Below are 18,158 nucleotides of genomic sequence, written 5' to 3' on the forward strand. Positions count from 1 at the left end.
CCGGTCTCCTTTATGCGCTTGGGTCACTGTAACGACGGTGGAAATATTTGTCGCTGAACACGGCAAGAACCAGCACAAGGCCAATGACGATGCTTTGCAGGGATGTATCGACCCCCAAAAGCGCCATCCCGCTTTGCAGGCTTTGCATGACCAGGGCGCCAATCAGCGCGCCATAAATGGTGCCAAGCCCCCCGGCAAGCGACGTGCCGCCAATCACAACAGCCGCAATCACCCGAAGCTCGTCTAGCGTGCCAAGGTCATTGCCCGCCGATTGCAAACGCGCGGAAGAAATCGCCGCACTAATGGCGCACAACACCCCCATCAGGGCAAAAACCGCCACGGTCATGCGTTTAACGTTAATCCCGGCAAGGGCGGCGGCCTGCGGGTTGCCACCAATGGCAAAAACATAACGGCCAAACCTGGTGCGTTTTGCTGCAATGGTCAACACAATCGCTACCAGCGCGACAATCAGCAACGGAATGGCAATGCCATGTGAAATTTCAAGGTTTTCCGGTGTAACGGGTATGCCCCGGCTTTCCAGAATTTTCTCAGCTGCACGGCTTGGCAGCATATAGGCATTCAGGGTGGTAATACCCGCAAGCACCAAACCGGCCATCAGGCACACATTGGTCCATTCCGCCCAAACCGGTTTAACCGGAAATTCAAAGGCCAGCCTGCGCCGTCGGCTCATCACAGCATTATAAATAATGGCGCAAATGGCAATGGCCGCGACAATCCAGCTCCAGGTTGCGCCAATCGTGCCATAAATACCGCCCCCCAGCAGCATGAAATTGGCATCAAGCGGCGCAACAGTGCGGCCCTGTGTTACCCACCATGCCGCCCCGCGCCACACCAAAAGCCCCCCCAGCGTGACAATAAAGGCCGGGACACCCAAATAGCCCACAGCAACACCCTGAATGCCGCCAATTACGGCACCAATTGCCACGCCTGCCAGCAGGGTGATGATCCAGGTCATCGGATGGTTGTAGCCCAGAAACTCCGGCAGAATATCGGCCTGAATAACGCCCATGATCATCGCCAGCACCCCCAGAATGGAGCCGACAGAAAGATCAATATGGCGTGTCACAATAATCAGGACCATGCCGCAGGCCATAACCGCGACCGAGGCGGTTTGGACAGAGAGGTTAAAAATATTGCGCGGGGTGATAAAACGCCCGCCAGAGGCGATGTCAAAGCCAATCCAGATAATCAGCAGCACCGCCGCCAGACCTACCAGGCGGCGGTCAATTTCCATTTTGGCGAAAAGCTGTGTCATTTGATATGCTCGTCAGGCAGCAGGGCCGGTTTGGTCTCCAGACCGGCCCTGTGGTTTCGCAAGGTCGAAAGAAAAAGGCTTAGTTGCAGGCCGCAACCTTGCCGCTTTCAACCCCTTTGCACACCACATCCTTGCTGACCCAGCCCGCATCAATCACGACATTCAGGTTATCCTGAGTAATCGCTACCGGTTTCAGAAAATAGGATTTCATGACCGTGCCATTCGGGCTGGTCCAGTCCTGGGTACCTGTAACATCACCCAGTTTGGTGCCCTTTGCCAGCTCTACCGCAATTTCGGCTGCCTTTTTGCCCAGCTCGCGGGCATCCTTCCACACCGATACGGTTTGAGTGCCAAGGGCAACGCGGTTCAGCGCGGCATGGTCGCCATCCTGGCCGGAAACGGGAATGCCCTGCATACCCTGTGCGGCAAGGGCGGCAATTGCCCCGCCAGCGGTCCCGTCATTGGAGGCCACAACAGCATCCACCTTGTTGTCCGCGGCGGTCAGGAACTGTTCCATATTGCGCTGGGCAATGGCAGGTTGCCAGCTTTCGGTATAGGCTTCGCCAACAACCTTGATGTCGCCGCTATCAATGGCGGATTGCAAAACCTCAAGCTGCCCCTGATGCAAAATATCGGCATTCGGGTCGGTCGGTGCGCCCTTGATAAAAACGTAATTCCCCGTTGGCTGCTTGGCAAAAACCGCCTCGGCCTGCAAACGCCCGACTTCCTTGTTGTTAAAGGTTATATAATATGCGTTGGGGTTCTCAATCAGGCGGTCATAACCCACAACCGGAATGCCTTCGTTAATTGCCTGGTTCACAGCCGCCCCGATCGAGGCGGAATCCTGTGCCAGCACAATCAGGGCATCCGCGCCGCGCGAAATCAGGCTTTCAATGTCGCTCAGCTGCTTGCTGGGCGAGCTTTGGGCATCGGCACTGATATAATCCGCCCCGGCAGCCTTAAGGGCCGCAACGATGGCGGCTTCGTCGGTTTTCCAGCGTTCTTCCTGAAAATTGGACCAGCTTACCCCGACAATCAGATCGGCGGCAAAGGCATGCGTCGATAACATCACCGCGCCGGCAAGGGCGACGGAGGAGAGGAGCTTTTTCATCTGTTTCTTCCCTGAATAAAATTGCCTTGGATGACATTTATTTTTGTTGTTGAAAAAATGTTGACGGGTTGCATCGCGCCTGTCAAATTTTTTTTGGGTCTCAAATTAAAAATAACAATAAAAAGGCGTGTGAAGTCATTAAAAATAACTTTTGATTGAATTTTTGAGCCATTTCATATGCTGAAATGCAATATTTAATTTATGTAGAAAAATAAACCAGAAGCGGGGAACGTTATGCCAGCAACCTATCATGATTTGAACCGTAAATCGGTTCTTGTGACCGGCGGCGCGTCGGGAATTGGGGCGGCGATTGTGCGGTCATTTTGTGCCCAGGGGGCGAAGGTCGGCTTTTTTGATATCGACGATTCTGCTGCCATGCGCCTGTGCGATGACATTGCAAAAGAACACTCGGTTCGCCCGGTTTTTGCGTCGCTGGACCTTCGCAACCAGTCGGCCATTCCCGATGCCATTGCCAAAATGGCCAACGCAATTGGCACGATTGACGTGCTGGTCAACAATGCCGCCCGCGATGACCGGCATTCGCCCGCCGAAACCGGTCCCGACGAATGGCGCGACAAGCTCGATGTCAATTTATCGCATCAGTTTTTCTGCGCCCGCGCCGTGGCCCCGGCAATGGCGGATCAGGGGCAGGGCAGTATCATCAATTTCAGTTCGGTCAGTTACATGATGGGCCTGCCCGATCTGGTCGCCTATGAAACCGCAAAGGCGGGCATTATCGGCATGACCCGCGCCCTGGCACGGGACTGGGGCGGCGATGGCATTCGCGTAAACACCGTTATCCCCGGCTGTATCATCACCCAGCGCCAGCTTGATTTGTGGATCACCGCCGAGGATGAAGCCCGCATTCAGCAACAACAATGCGTTAAACGTCGGCTGGTTGGCGATGATGTGGCGCAGATGGTGCTGTTTCTGGCATCCGATGTTTCGTCGGCCTGTTCATCACAAAGCTTTATCGTTGATGGCGGGCTGGTATAAGACTGTCTCCGACCGTCATACTGGTCATCATGCCTTTTTTCGCAACACCCGAATATCGAGCCCGCTGCCATGTCCCGCCTGACACATCATAACGAACCGGTTGTTATCAACGAAAAAGCCAACCCCTATCGCGATTGCATTCAGGGGCTGGCAAACCAGCCCATTACGGTGGTGCGCCTGTTGCGCGATGCCGCCAATGAAAACCCGGCCCTTGTCAAACAGCAGAAATTCAATGTGCCCGAAATTCGCGATGTGGTGGGACGCCTGGTGGAAAACCGGCCGCGTGTTGCCATCATTGCCGGGGCGCCGGACCATCCCGCCCACTTGCTGGACCGGCCCCACGCCTTAATGGCCGCCCTGCGCATTTGGGAACAGGGCGGGGTGCCGTTTTTGTTTCATGTGCCGGTCATTTGTGATGGCACGGCGCAAAACAATATCGGTCAAAGCTATTCGCTGGCATCGCGCAATACCACGGCAACCGCGGTGAATATTACCTTTGAAGGGCACAGCTATCATGCGGCTTACGTGATTGCCGGGTGCGACAAATCCCCCTCGGCCGTGGTGGCCGGGTTGGCCGCAGCGGACCGCGCACGTGCCCATCGTGGTGATCAGGCCCCGGTTTGGGCGGTATTTGCCCCGGCCCATGTGTTAAAAGGTGGCGAAATTCCCGAAGGCACGCGCCGTTTGCTTGATCAGGTTGCACATGATTCCGATGCCGCCGGGCATGACGACCTTGGCGGTGATATTCGCGAAAATATGCGTTACATCCTGCAATGCACATCCGACGAAGCCTTTGCCGGTTTGCTGGAACGGGCGCGTTTGATCGGCGTGATTGACGGGGCAATGGAACGCCGCATTCTCGATGAACTGGCAACCGCCACCTGTGACTCCAAGGGCGGTATTTGTGCCTTTAACGGCACGGGCAATTCATCGCGCACCATGCTGGCGGCCTTTGGCCTGACCCCGCCGGAGCTGGAGCTTCTAACCGATGTGCCCCCTTACGAGGCCGTTGCCAGCGGGGTGGATACGCTGTTTTCGGTGTTCAATCGCCCGGAATATGCAATTGGCAATTTGCTCAAGGCGAATTTTGCCAATTTTGTCCGGGTTCATAACGCCACAGGGTCAAGCAGCAACATGCTGCTGCATCTGCCTTTCATGATGCGTCATGCCGGGTTCGACATTACGATTGATGATTATCAGGCTGTGCGCACCGAAACACCGGTGCCCGAGATTTTTGCTCACAGCCTGACGGAAAACCGCGATACCTTTGTGCTGGCCCAGCAAATGGCGGAGGGCCAAAACCGGGGCATGGAAAGCATTTATCGCATCCTGTCCGATCTGGGTGTCGCAATGGACCTGGATGCCCCCACGATTTTGGGAAAAACCTGGGCGGAGCGGATTGCCGGACTGGATAACCCGGTTGATTTGTCGCTGGGGGACAAATCTGTCATCCGGGCAACACCAATACGTCAGCGCTCCGGGGTCGATGTGATTACCGGCAGCTTTTTTGAAAATTGTGCTGTTAAAACATCGGGTATGAGCGATCATTTGCTCAATCACTTTAACGATCACGTTTTCATTGTCCGCTATTATGAAAACGAACATGTCTGTAATGACGACTTTGCCTCGCCGGACCTTGTCGACCGTTTGATGAAAACCGATGGCGTTGACCCGGCATTGGTGCGGGCAGTGGTTAAACGCAATGGTGGCGATGTAACGACTGAGATGACCTCCCGGGATATGCTGGCACAGGGTTATTTGTCGTTTGCTTTTGTGATTGGCGGGCAGGGGCCAGAGGCCTATGGCATGCCGGAAATGTTCTCGCCCTCACAAAACTTGCGCCATCATCGCATCCTCGAGGCATCAAGCATGCTGATCACCGATGGGCGTTATTCCGGCGTCACCAAGGGTGCCTGTATCGGTCATATGGTGCCCGAGGCCTTTACGGGGGGTGGCATTGGTTATTTGAAGGATGGCGATATTTTGCGCCTGAACCTTACCAGCCTGACCCTGGACTGGCTGGAGCGTGACGCCTTTATCAATGGCCAGGAGGTGCCCGGTAATCCGGCCAAGGTCGCCGACCGCAAGGCCGTGTTTGACCAGCGTCATCAGCGCATGTCAAACCGTCAGCTTGATGTCGCGGCCTGTAATGTGATGGACCATGTCTCGAACGCGGCACGCGGCATTGTCCCCGAAATGGTGGACCGGCGCGCCATCTTTCCGTGGCGGTGATATGGGATGATTCCCGGCAACGGAAGGCGCCACACAATGAGGCCTTCCGTTAACCCGCCATATGGCCGGTCACTTTTTAAACAGGATGTGAAACCCGTCTTCATGTGGGGCGAAATCACATTCCACCTTAAAAACCTCACTTAAAAGGTCGGGTGTCAAAACCTCGGCCGGGGTGCCGGTGGCAACGACTTTGCCATGATTAAGCACCAGCAAATAATCGCAAAACATGGCCGCATGGTTCAGATCATGCAGGGCAACGATGCTGGTCAGGCCCAAACGGGTAATCAGGCGCAACAGTCCCAATTGATGCTGAATATCAAGGTGGTTGGTTGGTTCGTCCAAAAACAGTTCGCGGGGTTGCTGTGCCAGGGCGCGCGCAATATGCACCCGCTGCCTTTCCCCACCCGACAGGCTTTGCCAGCTGACATGGCGAAAATCCGTCATACCAACCTGTTGCAGGGCCGTATCAACCGCATGGGCATCAAGCTGCGTCCAGCCTGCCAGTGGTGATCGATGCGGTGTTCGTCCCAAACGCACAACATCTTCAACCGCCATGTTTATTTCGGTGGCGGCATGTTGCTGTACCAGGGCAACACGCTGGGCCAGGTCCCGGCGGGATATGCGCGATATGTCGCGGCCTTCAAGAGTGATCCGCCCGGTGGCAGGGCGGCGCAACCCGGCAAGCAAGCGTAAAAGCGATGATTTACCCGACCCGTTCGGGCCCAGCAACCCCAGCACGGTGCCGGGCTTGATGCTCAGCGACACATCATCGACGATGGTCTTGCGACCCACCCGCCATATCAGATTTTCTGCCTGAATGCTCATACAGCCTGCCTCGCACGGTAAAGAATGAGCGAGAAACACGGCACACCCACCAGGGCGGTGACAATGCCGATAGGAAGGGTTTGTTGGTCCATCACAGTTCGCGATACGATATCCGCCAACACCATGAACACGGCCCCCACCAGCGCACAAGCGGGCAATAAACGGAAATGCCCCGGTCCGATCAGGAAACGCACGGCATGGGGCACCACCAAACCGACAAAACCAATCGACCCGACCATGCTGACAATGGTTGCGGTAATAAGTGCCGTCACGGCAAAAAGAATAATCCGTACCCGTTCCACAGCAATACCCATCGAGGCGGCGGCATCGTCGCCAAAGGTAAAGGCATCCAGTGCCTGGGCATGCCAGATGCAAATCGCCAGTCCGATGATAATGATCACGATCAAAAGCTGAAATTCGGGCCAGCGCACACCGCCAAAGCTGCCCAGAAGCCAGAACATGATATCGCGTGCCTGCTGCGCATTGCCCGATGTGGTGACGATATAGGCGGTCAGCGCGTTAAAAAGCTGGGCGGCAGCCACCCCGGCTAAAATGGTCCGGTCTGGTCCGCCGCGTCCGCTGTTTGACAAGGCGGCCACAAAAACAAAGGCGGCCATCGCCCCGGCAAAGGCCCCCATGGACAATGAAACCGCGCCCGCGCCAACACCCAGAATAATCACGGCGACAGCCCCGGTAGAAGCCCCGGCCGAAACCCCTAGCACGTAAGGCTCCGCCAGTGAATTACGCAGCAGCGTTTGCAGCACCGCCCCGCATATCGCAAGCCCCGCCCCGCAAAGAGCCGTGACCAAAGCACGGCTCAAACGCAGGTTCCAGATAACGCTATCCTGAATACGGCTGATCTCGGCTGTGCTCAGGCCCATATGATTGGTGACTGACAGGAAAACCGTGCGCAGGGGAATGCGCATCTCACCAATGCCAACCGCCATTGCAATCGCCAGGGCCAGAATCACAAACGAAATAGCCAGAAGTAGTTCAAAGCCGATTGTTTTCTTTGAAATCATGGAAGTTCTGGTCACTTCTCAAGTCCAAGTGCCTCAAGCTTGTCGGCAATTTCCTCCGCACCGTAAATGGTACGGATCGTCGGGTTCATGGCAGCACCATTCATAACAAGAATACGATTTTTCTGCACCGCTTCCATCAGCCGGACTGCGGGATCGCTTTTCAAAAAGGCGATTTTGTTTTCCGCCTTGTCGAGGTCCCAGCGGTTTCGATCCAGCGAGGCCACGACGATGACGGTCGGGTTGGCGGCAATAATGCCTTCCCATCCAACAGTTGGCCATTCGGTTTCGGTGGTAATGGCGTTATGCCCGCCCAAAACATTGGCAATAAAACCGGACGCTCCGTTTTTACCTCCCAAATAGGCATCATCGGCGGCTGAAGGGCTGCTGAACCAGAACAGGAAGCTCAAATCGGGGTTTGGTTTAAACCGGGCGCGCAGGGCTGCTTCGCGCGCCTTGAAATTGGCGATCAGCTTTTGCCCGCGATCGGCAACATCGAAAATCCGCGAAAGCTCGTCAATCTCCTGATACAGAAGATCCATGTTCCACAGTTGTCCGCGGCTTCCGTAAAGATCATTGGTATCTTTGCGGGTATTGCAAATGCCCGGGGCCATATAGCTGGGAATACCAAGGGCGGCGAAATCCTCGCGTTTGGCAACCTTGCTGTCGGGGCCCAGCAGCAGAGGCAATTGTGCCGCGATAAAATCAGGTTCTTCGGCCAAAATTGATTCAAGCGTCGGGATTTCAACCGTCAGCAACTTTACCTTTTTATTGGCTTCTGCCAGCTCGGGCAGCACTTTGGTCGGCCAAAAGGCCGATGCTTTCATTTTGTCCTCAAGACCCAGCATCAAGAGAATTTCAGCACTGTTCTGTCCCAGAGCGACGGCGCGTTCCGGTGCCTTTTGAAAGGTCACTTCGACACCACAATTCTGTATCGTCAACGGATATTTGGTCGCTTCCGCCTTTGCAGATGAAACACCCAGGAATGCCGCCATCAGGCAGGCAGGCAGAAAAAAGGATTTTGAACACATATGAACCGCCACACGCTTGGTCACTAAAATCTGGCGGGGAGTAGTACCCCTTATGAAACTGCAAATTCAAGTTAATTTTTGCGAATAAATATCAAATTCAACCAGGAAAACGCAATTGATCCGCAAATTCACCTTCAAAGAGGCTGAAATGGCATCACGCTTACAAAATGACCGGCGGTCATATCGTTAAAGCCCTCCGGCAGCGCGAATCCTGAACGACAGGCAAGGGCAGCACCAGCCGAGAAACTGTCAAAGCCCGACAAACCGATTTCATCACCCCAAAGATGAATAATCTTAAAGATGATTAATCTGCCAGACAAACTGGAATGAATAAAATGGATAACACGTTGTATCTGTGGCGATGTTATTCCATAAAGATCGACCACCATGCACCTTGTCAACAGGGGCGGGTGCCATTTGCGGGGTCTTGTCGGGTTGGTCACTTGTCATGGGGGACAGACACCGGGGCAGGGGCCTAATAATCAAAAAACCGCATAACAGGAGAAACGTTCGTGATCCTTCAACTTTTTCCAGTATGGGCGTTGTTGCTCTCGTTACTGGCTTTTTTCATGCCAGGGCCGTTTACATCGCTTAGTTCTTATATTGTGCCCTTGCTGATGGTCATCATGTTGGCAATGGGGCTGACTTTGACGGCAAAGGATTTTGCCAATGTCGCCAAAAGCCGCAAGGCGCTGGTGGTTGGCGTGATGTTGCAATTCCTGATCATGCCGGTTGCTGCCTGGCTGGTGGCGAAACTGTTTGGCTTTGACGATGACCTGACGGTTGGCATGTTGCTGGTAGGCAGTGTCGCGGGCGGAACATCTTCCAACGTGATGTGCTATCTGGCAAAGGGGGATACGGCACTTTCCATTTCCATGACCGCGACCTCCACCATTATCGGCGTTTTCCTTACCCCGGTTCTGGTAGCCTTTCTGGCCGGGCAAAGCATTGATGTGCCGGTCCAACCCATGTTGATGTCGCTGGTCAAAATTGTCTTGGTGCCTGTGATTATCGGTGTCGTGCTCAACGAAATCGCCTCGAAATGGGTGCGCAAGGTTGAAATGGTCTTCCCCTATATTTCTATGGTTGCCATCCTGGTCATCATTGCCATCGTTGTCGCGCTTAATGCGGATAAAATCGCCAGTGTGGGTTTGATCGTGGCATTGGCCGTGATGCTGCATAATGCCATTGGCCTGTCACTTGGCTATGGGGTAACGGCACTTTTGGGCTTTGATCGCAAAATCTGCCGCACCATCGCCTTTGAAGTCGGCCTGCAAAATTCCGGCCTGGCAACCGCGCTAGCGATGAAATTCTTTACCCCGGTTTCGGCGCTGCCCGGCACATTGTTCAGTGTCTGGCACAATATATCCGGGTCGCTTCTGGCCGGGTACTGGAGCCGCAAGCCGGTTGACGAGGCCGATCTCAAAACCGAAAATAATCAGCCCATCTCGTAAATCTTATAATGTGATAATATGGGATCGAAGCTGTACAACTACCGGTGGCCACGAAGCGCGCGGAAAACACACCTCCCACAAATCATTCCGGTTAGAGAACCATGACCAAACTTCGCCCAGAATTTATGATGCGTCTAGATACAGCGATCAATCTGTTGCCCAATATTAAACCTCGACTAGCGCGCCAGGAACTCAAGGAAATCCACAGCATTCTTTGCGGGAAGCGCCTTGAACAAACCGACGAGGAAATCGATCCTAAAATCGTCGTCGCTGGCAAAAACTCCCAAGTTGAGGTCTCTTTTTCTCAATCCTGTGAGTTTTTTGAAAATGAGGAATATGGTGCAGCCCGCATTACCCCTGCCGCAGCGAAGGTGCTGGCCCTTCTGTACAATGCCGGTATTTTCAAGTTGCAGAAGTCAAACTCACTGATCGAAGCCACCTCAGCGCTGGATGACTATGCCCGATCTGAACCCGTACTACGTGAGGCGCAAGCTGTCGCAGATGCGCAAGCAATGACCGAGAAGGAAACCTATAACAACTTGTTAGACAATCCTGACTTAATTACCCAGGATAAATTTTCCTACCCTCTACTCGATGCTGTTTTCTGGAAACACAAAGGACCCGGGACTCACACAATGCAGATCGGGGGTTTTGAAGTTACCAAAAGAGTTCACACATTTACCAGCAACACAGGTAAAAATCGGGATTCCGAAGTCGTAATCTCATGGGTCGATCAAAATGGCGTTAAGCGCTTGTTCAAAAAATCTAGCCGCTATAGTGGCAATCGGAGAAACAACCCTGACAAAAACTGGGGTCTACACGAATAGGGTTTCTTCCGTGGCTCACTTTCTATGACGGCGATCATTAAAAATGAAAGTCCGTTCTTCCTAGATATTGTTAATCGACATCAAACCGCTGCGGTCTGTAACATGAAAGTCTACGTTTGGATCGGCCATCTTTGGGTCGCCCTTAAGTCTCTACAACCTGAGTGTATTGAGGGCTGCAGGAAATCTCGTGGCGCAGAACTTGCTGGCATTATGTCGTAGTTCTTTTCCGACAAAAGGAACAGAAGCACCTATCGAACCAACATTAGTAGGCCATCATTTAAATTCAACACGATATTAGCCTCTCCGCCAAGCCCTGCAACACATCATTATTGATATATTAACTGCAGGGTAATACCCTTGGATCATGAGACCTCCAGAATGGACAGAAGGTGTTTCAATGTGTGGAGTGGGATCGTCTCACGTACTTCAAGACGGCGGTCATCGGGCCAGGGCAATGACGTCCGCGCAATTACTGAGCAATCGCCTATAGGCGATTGGTTAGTTTGGACGGTCTAAAATTGTACCGTTTGATGCTTCCCAAACTGTAACCCAATATCTTGGAACACCAATATCTCCGACAGCAATATGCTTGTTGAGAGACAACCCAAGCTGCGTGTTTCTAATAAGCTTAACGGTCATGACAGACTGAAAGTAAGTCGGTTTTGAACTTACGCACGACCCCAAAAAGGGTATCCGATCAATCTCGAAGCAGCACTTCCGAAACTGCGCGCCAAGAGCTATAATCTATGTTATGACAAATAATAGCGATGCTCCATAACACGAAAGTTCTGAAGCGTTCATGATGACCTCGTTTTAGCAAAATGCTTCGCAGAAACGGCGGCACTTTTGATCGTGCCGCCGTTTTGAAATGCCATTTCGCAAAATCAGTCTTCGTGACCGGCCCAGGGGCCATGCGGCTCGTCTTTGCCATCCACACGTTCAAAGCCATGTGCGCCAAAATAGTCACGCTGCGCCTGGATCATATTGGCCGATGTGCGACGGGTCCGAACCGTGTCAAACCAGGAAAGGCCAGCCGCCAGCGCCGGGACCGCAATACCTGCACGGGTGGCGGCAATCACGGTATCGCGCAAATCTGCTTCGCATTCTTTCAGCAGGCCGGAGAAAGGCTCGGCGAAAATCAGGTTATCGCCCGGGTTGTTGGTCAGCGCCGTGGCCATGTCATTGAGCATGTCAGAGCGAATGATGCAGCCTTCGCGCCAGACACGGGCAATGGCGGGCATTGGCAAATCCCATTTAAAGTGGGCTGCGGCGGCTGCCAGCATCTCAAATCCCTGCGCATAACACAGGATTTTCCCGGCAATCAGGGCATTTTCAAGGGTTTGGGCGGCAACGCCTTCGCCTTCCAGCGCCTTTTGCGCATCACCAAAATGCTCTGCGCCGCGCTGGCGCATTTCAAGACGAGCCGAAAGGTTACGGGCCGCAACAGCGGCCTCAATCACGGGAACAGGCACGGCAAGCTGCTGGGCCTCAATCGCGGTCCAGCGACCAGTTCCCTTTTGGCCTGCTTTATCCAGGATAACATCAAGCATGGCATTGCCCGAAATCGGGTCATTGGCGCGCGAAACCTTGGCCGAAATCTCGATCAGATAGGATTCAAGCCGGCCCTTGTTCCAGCCTTCAAACACATCGGCAACCTGCGGGGCTTTATAGCCCATGCCGTCGCGCATCAGGCTGTAAACCTCGGCGATCATTTGCATGTCGGCATATTCGATGCCGTTATGCACCATTTTTACAAAATGGCCCGCACCGCCCGGACCCATCAGCGATGCACAGGGCGTGCCTTCATATTTGGCGGAAATGGCTTCAAGCATCGGGGCAACACGCTGCCAGTCGGCCTCCGTACCACCGACCATGATGGACGGGCCATGCCGTGCGCCGCTTTCGCCACCCGAAACACCAATGCCGATGAAACCGAACTTTTCATTCCGGGCCCGTTCGGCACGCCGTTCGGTGTCATAGAAATTGGCATTGCCGGCATCAATGATCAGGTCGTCCGCGCCCAGCAGCGGCTTCAGCGCATCGATATGGTCATCCACGACCGAACCTGCCGGCACCATCAGAATAATCACGCGCGGTGCCGCAATCGCGGCGACAAAATTTTCCAGGCTATCGGTCGGCGTCAGGCGCGATGCAAGGTCGCCAGCATTTTTGACAAACGCATCGGTGACACTTCCGGTCCGGTTATAAACGGCGAGTGCATGCCCCTTTTCGGCAATATTCAGTGACAGGGCCGCGCCCATCGTTCCCAAACCAATCAAACCTACCTGAGGCTGTTCCGACATGTTCACTTTCCTATTTCTGATCTGGTGGGCCAAGAAGAACAGCATAGTGCACTGCCCGTCTTTTTTTCCGTTCAACAATCAACATATGCCCGTTGGCAATGCCTATCCTATGCGTGAAACGCACAAGTTACCCATATTGTTCTTAAACAATAACAGGGTGATACCGTAATTTGCGCGCTTAACATAGCGTGTAGATAGCAATTTCGCACCTGTTTGCAGCGACGATTTTAAATTCATTTGCGAAAATTTCTCCCTGCCCTGCATTTTTGCCATCAAATATTTCCCGCCGGTGACATGGTGGAATTTTGTTTGTATGTTTATCTGATAAAGCAGAAAGGTCCTTGAAAATGCGCGCTTCCCGCCCCCTTCGACATATGACCCCCATTGCCGGAACCATCGAAATACGCGGTATTATTGGCACCGTGGTGGCCCGTTTGGGCGAACGCATTGTCAGCGGTGAATGGCCGGAAGGGTCCGCGATCGCCAAAGAGGCCGATCTGGTGACGGAACTTGATGTCAGCCGTTCGGTGATCCGCGAGGCCTGCCGCATTTTAACGGCAAAGGGGCTTATCCGCTCCCGCACATCGGATGGCACACGGGTTTTACCCCGGTCAGAATGGCGCATGCTGGACCCCGATGTGATGGATTGGCGTCTTCGTGCCGGGGACCGGGACGGATTACTACGTGACCTTTTAAAATTCTGCCTGATTTTGGAACCGGGCATTGTTGAACATGCCTCGATGATGGCTGATACAGAAGCGCGGCAAAAAGTTGATGACGCATGGCAGGCCAAAAAGGATACTTACCGGGACCAAAGTGCCAATGAACATGACCGCCGTGCTGCCCTTATTGGCGCAGACCTGGCCTTTCATCAGGCCCTGATCAATGCCGCCGGTTCAGAATTGATTGACCAGATCTTCCCTGCGATCAGTTCAGCCCTGGAACTGATGTGGGAACAACATCCACCCGCATTGAGCCTGGCGGACGGGCAACCGGAAATGGAACTGTATGAAGGTGTTTATTACGCCTTTTGCCAGCAAAATCCGCAGGAAGTGGGCCACGCAATGCGCACACTAATCGAGCATATTATCGCGCGGCACACCTAACGGGCAATACGCCGCCCTTACCCCCTACGCGAGGTCGAATATTTTTCCGACTGTTCGTAATAATCATCAAAGCCGATGCGCTGGCGCAATTCTTCCCAGTTCATCAACATATGATCACGGGGCTGCCCGGCCTTGAGCAATTGCAGGGTTTCCACCATTGCCTTCATCGCCGATGCCATCAGAGACAGGGGATAAGCCGCAATTTTAAAACCGATTTCGCGCAATTCCTCGGGCGACAGATCCGGTGTTTCCCCGCCTTCAAGGATATTTGCCATTTTGGCACCGGGGAGGGCCTCGCAAATGCTGCGCATTTCATCAACTGATTTTGGGGCTTCGACAAACAGGATATCAGCCCCAAGTTCCGCAAAATGCGCGGCCCGGTCAATCGCCTCGCCCAGGCCATGTTCATGCCGCGCATCGGTGCGGGCGAGAATTAAAATATCCGCTCCTTCTGCGCGTGCATCCACAGCGGCACGGATGCGATCAAATGCCTCGTCCCGGCCGACCACTTCCTTGCCCTTGGTATGGCCGCAGCGTTTCGGGGCGACCTGATCCTCGATCATGATGGCGGCACAACCGGCCTTGGCAAAGCCCTGCACCGTGCGCTTCACATTCATGGCATTGCCATATCCGGTATCGCCATCGGCAATCACGGGGATGGAAACCGCATCGGTAACGTTGCGGGCCTGATCCAACACCTCGCCATAGGACATCAAGCCCAAATCGGGCGCGCCAATGCGGGCAGCCGCCGCCGAGAAACCCGACATGAAGGTCAGATCAAATCCCTGCTGCTGGATCAGTTTTGCCGACAGCGCGTCAAAACAGCAAGGCATGGTGATCAGTTCGTCGCGCTCCAGCATGGCGCGAAGAGTATTGGCAGGTGTCATGATTTTCACAGTTTAAACGGAATATAAAGGGCCAGATCCGGCCACACATACAAGATCGCGGCGGTCAGAAACATCAGGAGGATGAAGGGGAACACCCCCTTTGAGACTTCGCCAAGCGGTGTTCGTGCGACTGACTGAATAACATACAGGTTCATGCCGACTGGCGGTGTAATCAGGGCGCATTCAACCATGATCACCATGTAAACCCCAAACCAGATTGGATCAATGCCCAACGCGACAGCCGCAGGCAGCAAAACCGGCGTCATGATCAGCACCATTGACAGGGCTTCAAATACCAGGCCCATCAACAGCAGAACAACCGAAACGACCAGCACGAACCCAAGCTGGGTATCGACATTGTGGCTGATCAAAACCGAAATATCCTGCGGAATGCGATACAGGGTGATCGCCTTGCCAAAAACCTTGGCCCCGGCAATGATCAGGATCACCGCAACCGTGGTTGCCATGCTTTCAAAGACGGCCTTTTTAATGCCGTCCCAACTTAAGGCAGGCATTACCACCCGAATATCCATGCGGGTAACAAGGCGGTCAAACCCGCGAAACAGGCCAAAAACAAGCAGAGGCAGCAGGATGTAACCAATGACCGGCGCCTGCCCCTTAAACACCATATAATAAACCGCATCGGCCAAAAGCATGCTGGCGGGCAAGCGCACAACCGGAATGGTGATGGCAAGGGCGGAGGCAAAGCCAATCGCGGCGGCCTCGGTCGGGGTAAAGGCACCGCCATAAATACCGGCAATGATCAGCACCGCGAGCAGGATTGCCGGGAAGGCCTTGAAGGTCGCGCTCCAGCGTTCGTTCCAGGACTTTTTCGCTTCCGGCACCTGCCCGCCCAAACGGGCATAAACCATCGAAAACACGATAAACAGCACCAGCAGGGCAATGCCCGGGCCAATACCGGCTAAAAACAGCGAAATAACGGATTCTTCGGTGACAAAACCATAAATGATCAGCGGAATGGACGGCGGAATAAGAATACCCAGCGTCCCACCTGCCGCCAGCAGGCCATAAACAAAGCGTTTATTATAACCCCGATTGATCATTTCCGGGATGGCAACCGTGCCAATCGTTGCCGCTGTGGCAACCGACGAACCCGAAATGGCGGCAAAAACCCCACAGGACAAAATCGTTGCGACCGCAAGACCCCCCGGCCAATGCCCGACCCAGGCACTAACCGCAGCAAACAGATCCTTGCCAACCCCGGCCTGCAACAGCACATTCGACATCAGCAAAAACAGCGGCACGGCCAGCAGGATAAAGCCATCCAGCGTGGACAAAATCGCCTGCGGTGCCATAAGCGGTGAAAAACCGCCCAGCACCAGCATGGCAAGGCCCAGGCCCCCCAGGGCAAAGGCCACTGGCACCCGAATAAGCAGAACCGCAAACAGGGCGATCAGGGTGAGGATAATGGTCATTCATGCACCCCTTGCGGAATTTCACGGCCCATCAAAATACTGGCAATCTCGATGACGGCCTGAAGGGCCAACAGGGCAAAACCCACAAAAACCGGCAATTCGGAAATCCAGGTTGGCAGGTCCAGCATCGAGCCGGTGGTGCGGCCGCGCTCCAGGCTTTCAAAAAATATGCCATAGCCTTTCCAGGCGACAACAACCGAAAAAGTCCCCACCACAAGCATGGCCAAAATTTCGAGTACGCACTGCATTTTTGGGCTGCACAGCCGGGTGACGGCATCAACCGCAATATGCCGACGTGCGGCAAGCGCCCAGGGCATACCAATAAGCGAACCCCATATCAGGCATAGCTGAGAAAGCTCGGCCGCCCAAATGGTGGGACGCACGAAAAAATACCGCGCGACAACTTCCCAGCTCAACATCAGCCCTGCCGCAACAAACAGCAGCGCCCCTATCCAGGCCAGTGCAACAATAAATCGGTCATACATTGTGGGACTTTACGCGAAGGCCGGTTGATCCGTACCCTCGCCTTTCCTTTAATGGAAATTCAAAACGAATTGGGTTTTCAAAACAGGAACACCGCCAGCATATGACTGGCGGCGGTGTTCCATTCAAAGGCTTATAAAATCGTCAAATCAGAGCTTTTTGGCCGCATCAAAGACCTGCTTGCCAAGATCGCCTGATTCTTTGAGGAAGGAATCATAAACCGGCTGCGAAACCGCGCGCCACTGTTTCAGTTCCTCTTCGGTCGGGGTGTAAATGGTCATCCCGTTTTTTTCAGATTCCTTGAAGGCTTCAGCTTCAATCGCGCTCATGCGGTCGCGCACATCTTTTTCGGCATCGCGCGACGCTGCGGTAATGATGGCACGCTGATCATCGGTCAGGCTGTTCCAGAAATCGGTATTGATCATGACGATGAATTCAACATCCGCCAGGTTGGTGACGGTCACGGTATCCATCACCTCCCACAATTTACGCGATTTCACACCGGAAATACCGGTCATGCCGATATCAACCGTGCCACGCTGATAGGCCAGATACTGTTCGGACCCGGAAATCAAAGTCGGCGCACCACCGGCGGCTTCAACAAACTGGCCTAACGACTTGCCAAAAACACGGACTTTTTTACCTTCAAGGTCTTTCGGCGTATGGATCGGTGCGCCCTTGGAGAGCATGATGGTGCCCCCATAAGCCTGCCACCACAAAACGGTTGATCCAGTATCGGCAATTGCTTTGTCCAACGGTTCGCGCACGGGCGACCCGGGGGCAACAGCGGCGCGGACTTTTTCTTCTGAATCGATCAGGAACGGCTGATAGAACACATCAACAGCGGGCACATCACCCGCATAGCGCGTTAAGGAAGCCGAGCCCATTTCAATGGAGCCAGAGCCAACCGCGCTGGGAATTTCCTTGTCTTTGTAAAGGGTTGCCGAATCATAAATTTCAACGGCGATGCTGCCGTTTGATTTCTCTTCGACTTCTTTTTTAAACAGATCCAGATTCTGAACAATGTGGCTCTTGGGGGGAAGCTGGGATGCGATGCGTAATGTAACATCTGCCGCCTGTGCCGTTCCACAGACCCCTACCGCTGCCATCAAGGCCGCGATCATGGCAATTCTTTTCATGTTGGACGCCCTCTGGGTTTTTTAATTACAATC

The 18,158-nt window shown here is 53.9% G+C and carries 16 protein-coding genes; 5 read left to right on the plus strand and 11 right to left on the minus strand.

Annotation, left to right across the window (positions count from 1 at the left end; genetic code table 11):
- Positions 1-10: 10 nt before the first annotated feature.
- Positions 11-1,276 (minus strand): sugar ABC transporter permease, encoded by a 1,266-nt coding sequence (locus LF95_RS19620; RefSeq protein ID WP_252509838.1) that lies wholly within the window; start codon positions 1,274-1,276, stop codon positions 11-13.
- A gap of 79 nt (positions 1,277-1,355) precedes the next feature.
- Positions 1,356-2,387 carry a D-xylose ABC transporter substrate-binding protein gene (xylF, locus tag LF95_RS19625; protein ID WP_073956883.1) on the minus strand — a complete coding sequence of 344 codons (1,032 nt, stop codon included), beginning with the start codon at positions 2,385-2,387 and terminating at the stop codon, positions 1,356-1,358.
- Between the two features lie 234 nt (positions 2,388-2,621).
- Here xylF and LF95_RS19630 point away from each other — a divergent pair, with 234 nt between their 5' ends.
- Together LF95_RS19630 and LF95_RS19635 are read left to right on the plus strand one after the other, a co-directional pair.
- Entirely contained in the window at positions 2,622-3,383 is a 762-nt protein-coding gene (locus LF95_RS19630; RefSeq protein ID WP_073956884.1) for an SDR family NAD(P)-dependent oxidoreductase, read from the plus strand.
- Positions 3,384-3,452: 69 nt separating this feature from the next.
- The gene (locus LF95_RS19635; protein WP_073956885.1) at positions 3,453-5,615 is read left to right on the plus strand and encodes a dihydroxy-acid dehydratase domain-containing protein; all 2,163 of its coding nucleotides are present in this window, start codon (positions 3,453-3,455) and stop codon (positions 5,613-5,615) included.
- A 69-nt stretch (positions 5,616-5,684) separates the two neighbouring features.
- Here the strand turns inward: LF95_RS19635 and LF95_RS19640 are convergent, their stop codons facing one another.
- The 4 genes from LF95_RS19640 to LF95_RS19655 all read right to left on the minus strand — a co-directional run bounded on the left by LF95_RS19640 (position 5,685) and on the right by LF95_RS19655 (position 8,879).
- Positions 5,685-6,440, minus strand: a complete 756-nt coding sequence (locus LF95_RS19640; RefSeq protein WP_073956886.1) for an ABC transporter ATP-binding protein — start codon at positions 6,438-6,440, stop codon at positions 5,685-5,687.
- A complete protein-coding gene (locus tag LF95_RS19645) occupies positions 6,437-7,462 on the minus strand; it encodes a FecCD family ABC transporter permease (protein ID WP_143182116.1) in 1,026 nt (341 codons plus the stop codon). The genes LF95_RS19640 and LF95_RS19645 overlap by 4 nt, the downstream gene beginning before the upstream one ends.
- 11 nt (positions 7,463-7,473) lie before the next feature.
- Positions 7,474-8,490 carry an ABC transporter substrate-binding protein gene (locus LF95_RS19650; protein WP_073956964.1) on the minus strand — a complete coding sequence of 339 codons (1,017 nt, stop codon included), beginning with the start codon at positions 8,488-8,490 and terminating at the stop codon, positions 7,474-7,476.
- Between the two features lie 134 nt (positions 8,491-8,624).
- Positions 8,625-8,879, minus strand: a complete 255-nt coding sequence (locus LF95_RS19655) for a hypothetical protein (protein ID WP_073956888.1) — start codon at positions 8,877-8,879, stop codon at positions 8,625-8,627.
- 123 nt (positions 8,880-9,002) lie between these two features.
- Between LF95_RS19655 and LF95_RS19660 the strand changes: the two genes are divergently transcribed.
- Both LF95_RS19660 and LF95_RS19665 read left to right on the plus strand, forming a co-directional pair.
- Positions 9,003-9,944, plus strand: coding sequence for a bile acid:sodium symporter family protein (locus tag LF95_RS19660; protein WP_073956889.1), 942 nt, complete (start codon positions 9,003-9,005; stop codon positions 9,942-9,944).
- A gap of 101 nt (positions 9,945-10,045) precedes the next feature.
- On the plus strand, positions 10,046-10,771 hold the full coding sequence (locus LF95_RS19665; RefSeq protein WP_073956890.1) for a hypothetical protein: 726 nt from the start codon (positions 10,046-10,048) through the stop codon (positions 10,769-10,771).
- A gap of 884 nt (positions 10,772-11,655) precedes the next feature.
- Here the strand turns inward: LF95_RS19665 and gndA are convergent.
- On the minus strand, positions 11,656-13,074 hold the full coding sequence (gene gndA, locus LF95_RS19670; RefSeq protein WP_073956891.1) for an NADP-dependent phosphogluconate dehydrogenase: 1,419 nt from the start codon (positions 13,072-13,074) through the stop codon (positions 11,656-11,658).
- A 347-nt stretch (positions 13,075-13,421) separates the two neighbouring features.
- On the opposite strand from gndA, the gene LF95_RS19675 reads away from it, so the two are divergent.
- A complete protein-coding gene (locus LF95_RS19675) occupies positions 13,422-14,180 on the plus strand; it encodes a FadR/GntR family transcriptional regulator (protein ID WP_073956892.1) in 759 nt (252 codons plus the stop codon).
- Positions 14,181-14,197: 17 nt separating this feature from the next.
- Here the strand turns inward: LF95_RS19675 and LF95_RS19680 are convergent, their stop codons facing one another.
- From LF95_RS19680 to dctP, 4 genes are all read right to left on the minus strand, one after another.
- Positions 14,198-15,067 (minus strand): isocitrate lyase/PEP mutase family protein, encoded by an 870-nt coding sequence (locus tag LF95_RS19680; protein WP_174561013.1) that lies wholly within the window; start codon positions 15,065-15,067, stop codon positions 14,198-14,200.
- Between the two features lie 5 nt (positions 15,068-15,072).
- Positions 15,073-16,503 (minus strand): TRAP transporter large permease, encoded by a 1,431-nt coding sequence (locus LF95_RS19685; RefSeq protein WP_073956893.1) that lies wholly within the window; start codon positions 16,501-16,503, stop codon positions 15,073-15,075.
- On the minus strand, positions 16,500-16,988 hold the full coding sequence (locus tag LF95_RS19690) for a TRAP transporter small permease (protein WP_073956894.1): 489 nt from the start codon (positions 16,986-16,988) through the stop codon (positions 16,500-16,502). The genes LF95_RS19685 and LF95_RS19690 overlap by 4 nt, the downstream gene beginning before the upstream one ends.
- Positions 16,989-17,135: 147 nt before the next feature.
- On the minus strand, positions 17,136-18,125 hold the full coding sequence (gene dctP / locus LF95_RS19695) for a TRAP transporter substrate-binding protein (RefSeq protein ID WP_073956895.1): 990 nt from the start codon (positions 18,123-18,125) through the stop codon (positions 17,136-17,138).
- Positions 18,126-18,158: the final 33 nt, after the last annotated feature.

Source organism: Thalassospira sp. TSL5-1 (genome assembly GCF_001907695.1).
In the GTDB taxonomy this organism is placed as follows: Bacteria; Pseudomonadota; Alphaproteobacteria; order Rhodospirillales; family Thalassospiraceae; genus Thalassospira.

Coding starts and splice junctions, on each gene's coding strand:
- LF95_RS19645 (WP_143182116.1), bottom strand. CDS start 7,462: ATGATTTCAAAGAAAACAATCGGCTTTGAACTACTTCTGGCTATTTCG.
- LF95_RS19640 (WP_073956886.1), bottom strand. CDS start 6,440: ATGAGCATTCAGGCAGAAAATCTGATATGGCGGGTGGGTCGCAAGACC.
- LF95_RS19680 (WP_174561013.1), bottom strand. CDS start 15,067: ATGACACCTGCCAATACTCTTCGCGCCATGCTGGAGCGCGACGAACTG.
- xylF (WP_073956883.1), bottom strand. CDS start 2,387: ATGAAAAAGCTCCTCTCCTCCGTCGCCCTTGCCGGCGCGGTGATGTTA.
- LF95_RS19635 (WP_073956885.1), top strand. CDS start 3,453: ATGTCCCGCCTGACACATCATAACGAACCGGTTGTTATCAACGAAAAA.
- gndA (WP_073956891.1), bottom strand. CDS start 13,074: ATGTCGGAACAGCCTCAGGTAGGTTTGATTGGTTTGGGAACGATGGGC.
- LF95_RS19630 (WP_073956884.1), top strand. CDS start 2,622: ATGCCAGCAACCTATCATGATTTGAACCGTAAATCGGTTCTTGTGACC.
- LF95_RS19655 (WP_073956888.1), bottom strand. CDS start 8,879: ATGGTGGTCGATCTTTATGGAATAACATCGCCACAGATACAACGTGTT.
- LF95_RS19650 (WP_073956964.1), bottom strand. CDS start 8,490: ATGTGTTCAAAATCCTTTTTTCTGCCTGCCTGCCTGATGGCGGCATTC.
- LF95_RS19665 (WP_073956890.1), top strand. CDS start 10,046: ATGACCAAACTTCGCCCAGAATTTATGATGCGTCTAGATACAGCGATC.
- LF95_RS19690 (WP_073956894.1), bottom strand. CDS start 16,988: ATGTATGACCGATTTATTGTTGCACTGGCCTGGATAGGGGCGCTGCTG.
- dctP (WP_073956895.1), bottom strand. CDS start 18,125: ATGAAAAGAATTGCCATGATCGCGGCCTTGATGGCAGCGGTAGGGGTC.
- LF95_RS19620 (WP_252509838.1), bottom strand. CDS start 1,276: ATGACACAGCTTTTCGCCAAAATGGAAATTGACCGCCGCCTGGTAGGT.
- LF95_RS19685 (WP_073956893.1), bottom strand. CDS start 16,503: ATGACCATTATCCTCACCCTGATCGCCCTGTTTGCGGTTCTGCTTATT.
- LF95_RS19675 (WP_073956892.1), top strand. CDS start 13,422: ATGCGCGCTTCCCGCCCCCTTCGACATATGACCCCCATTGCCGGAACC.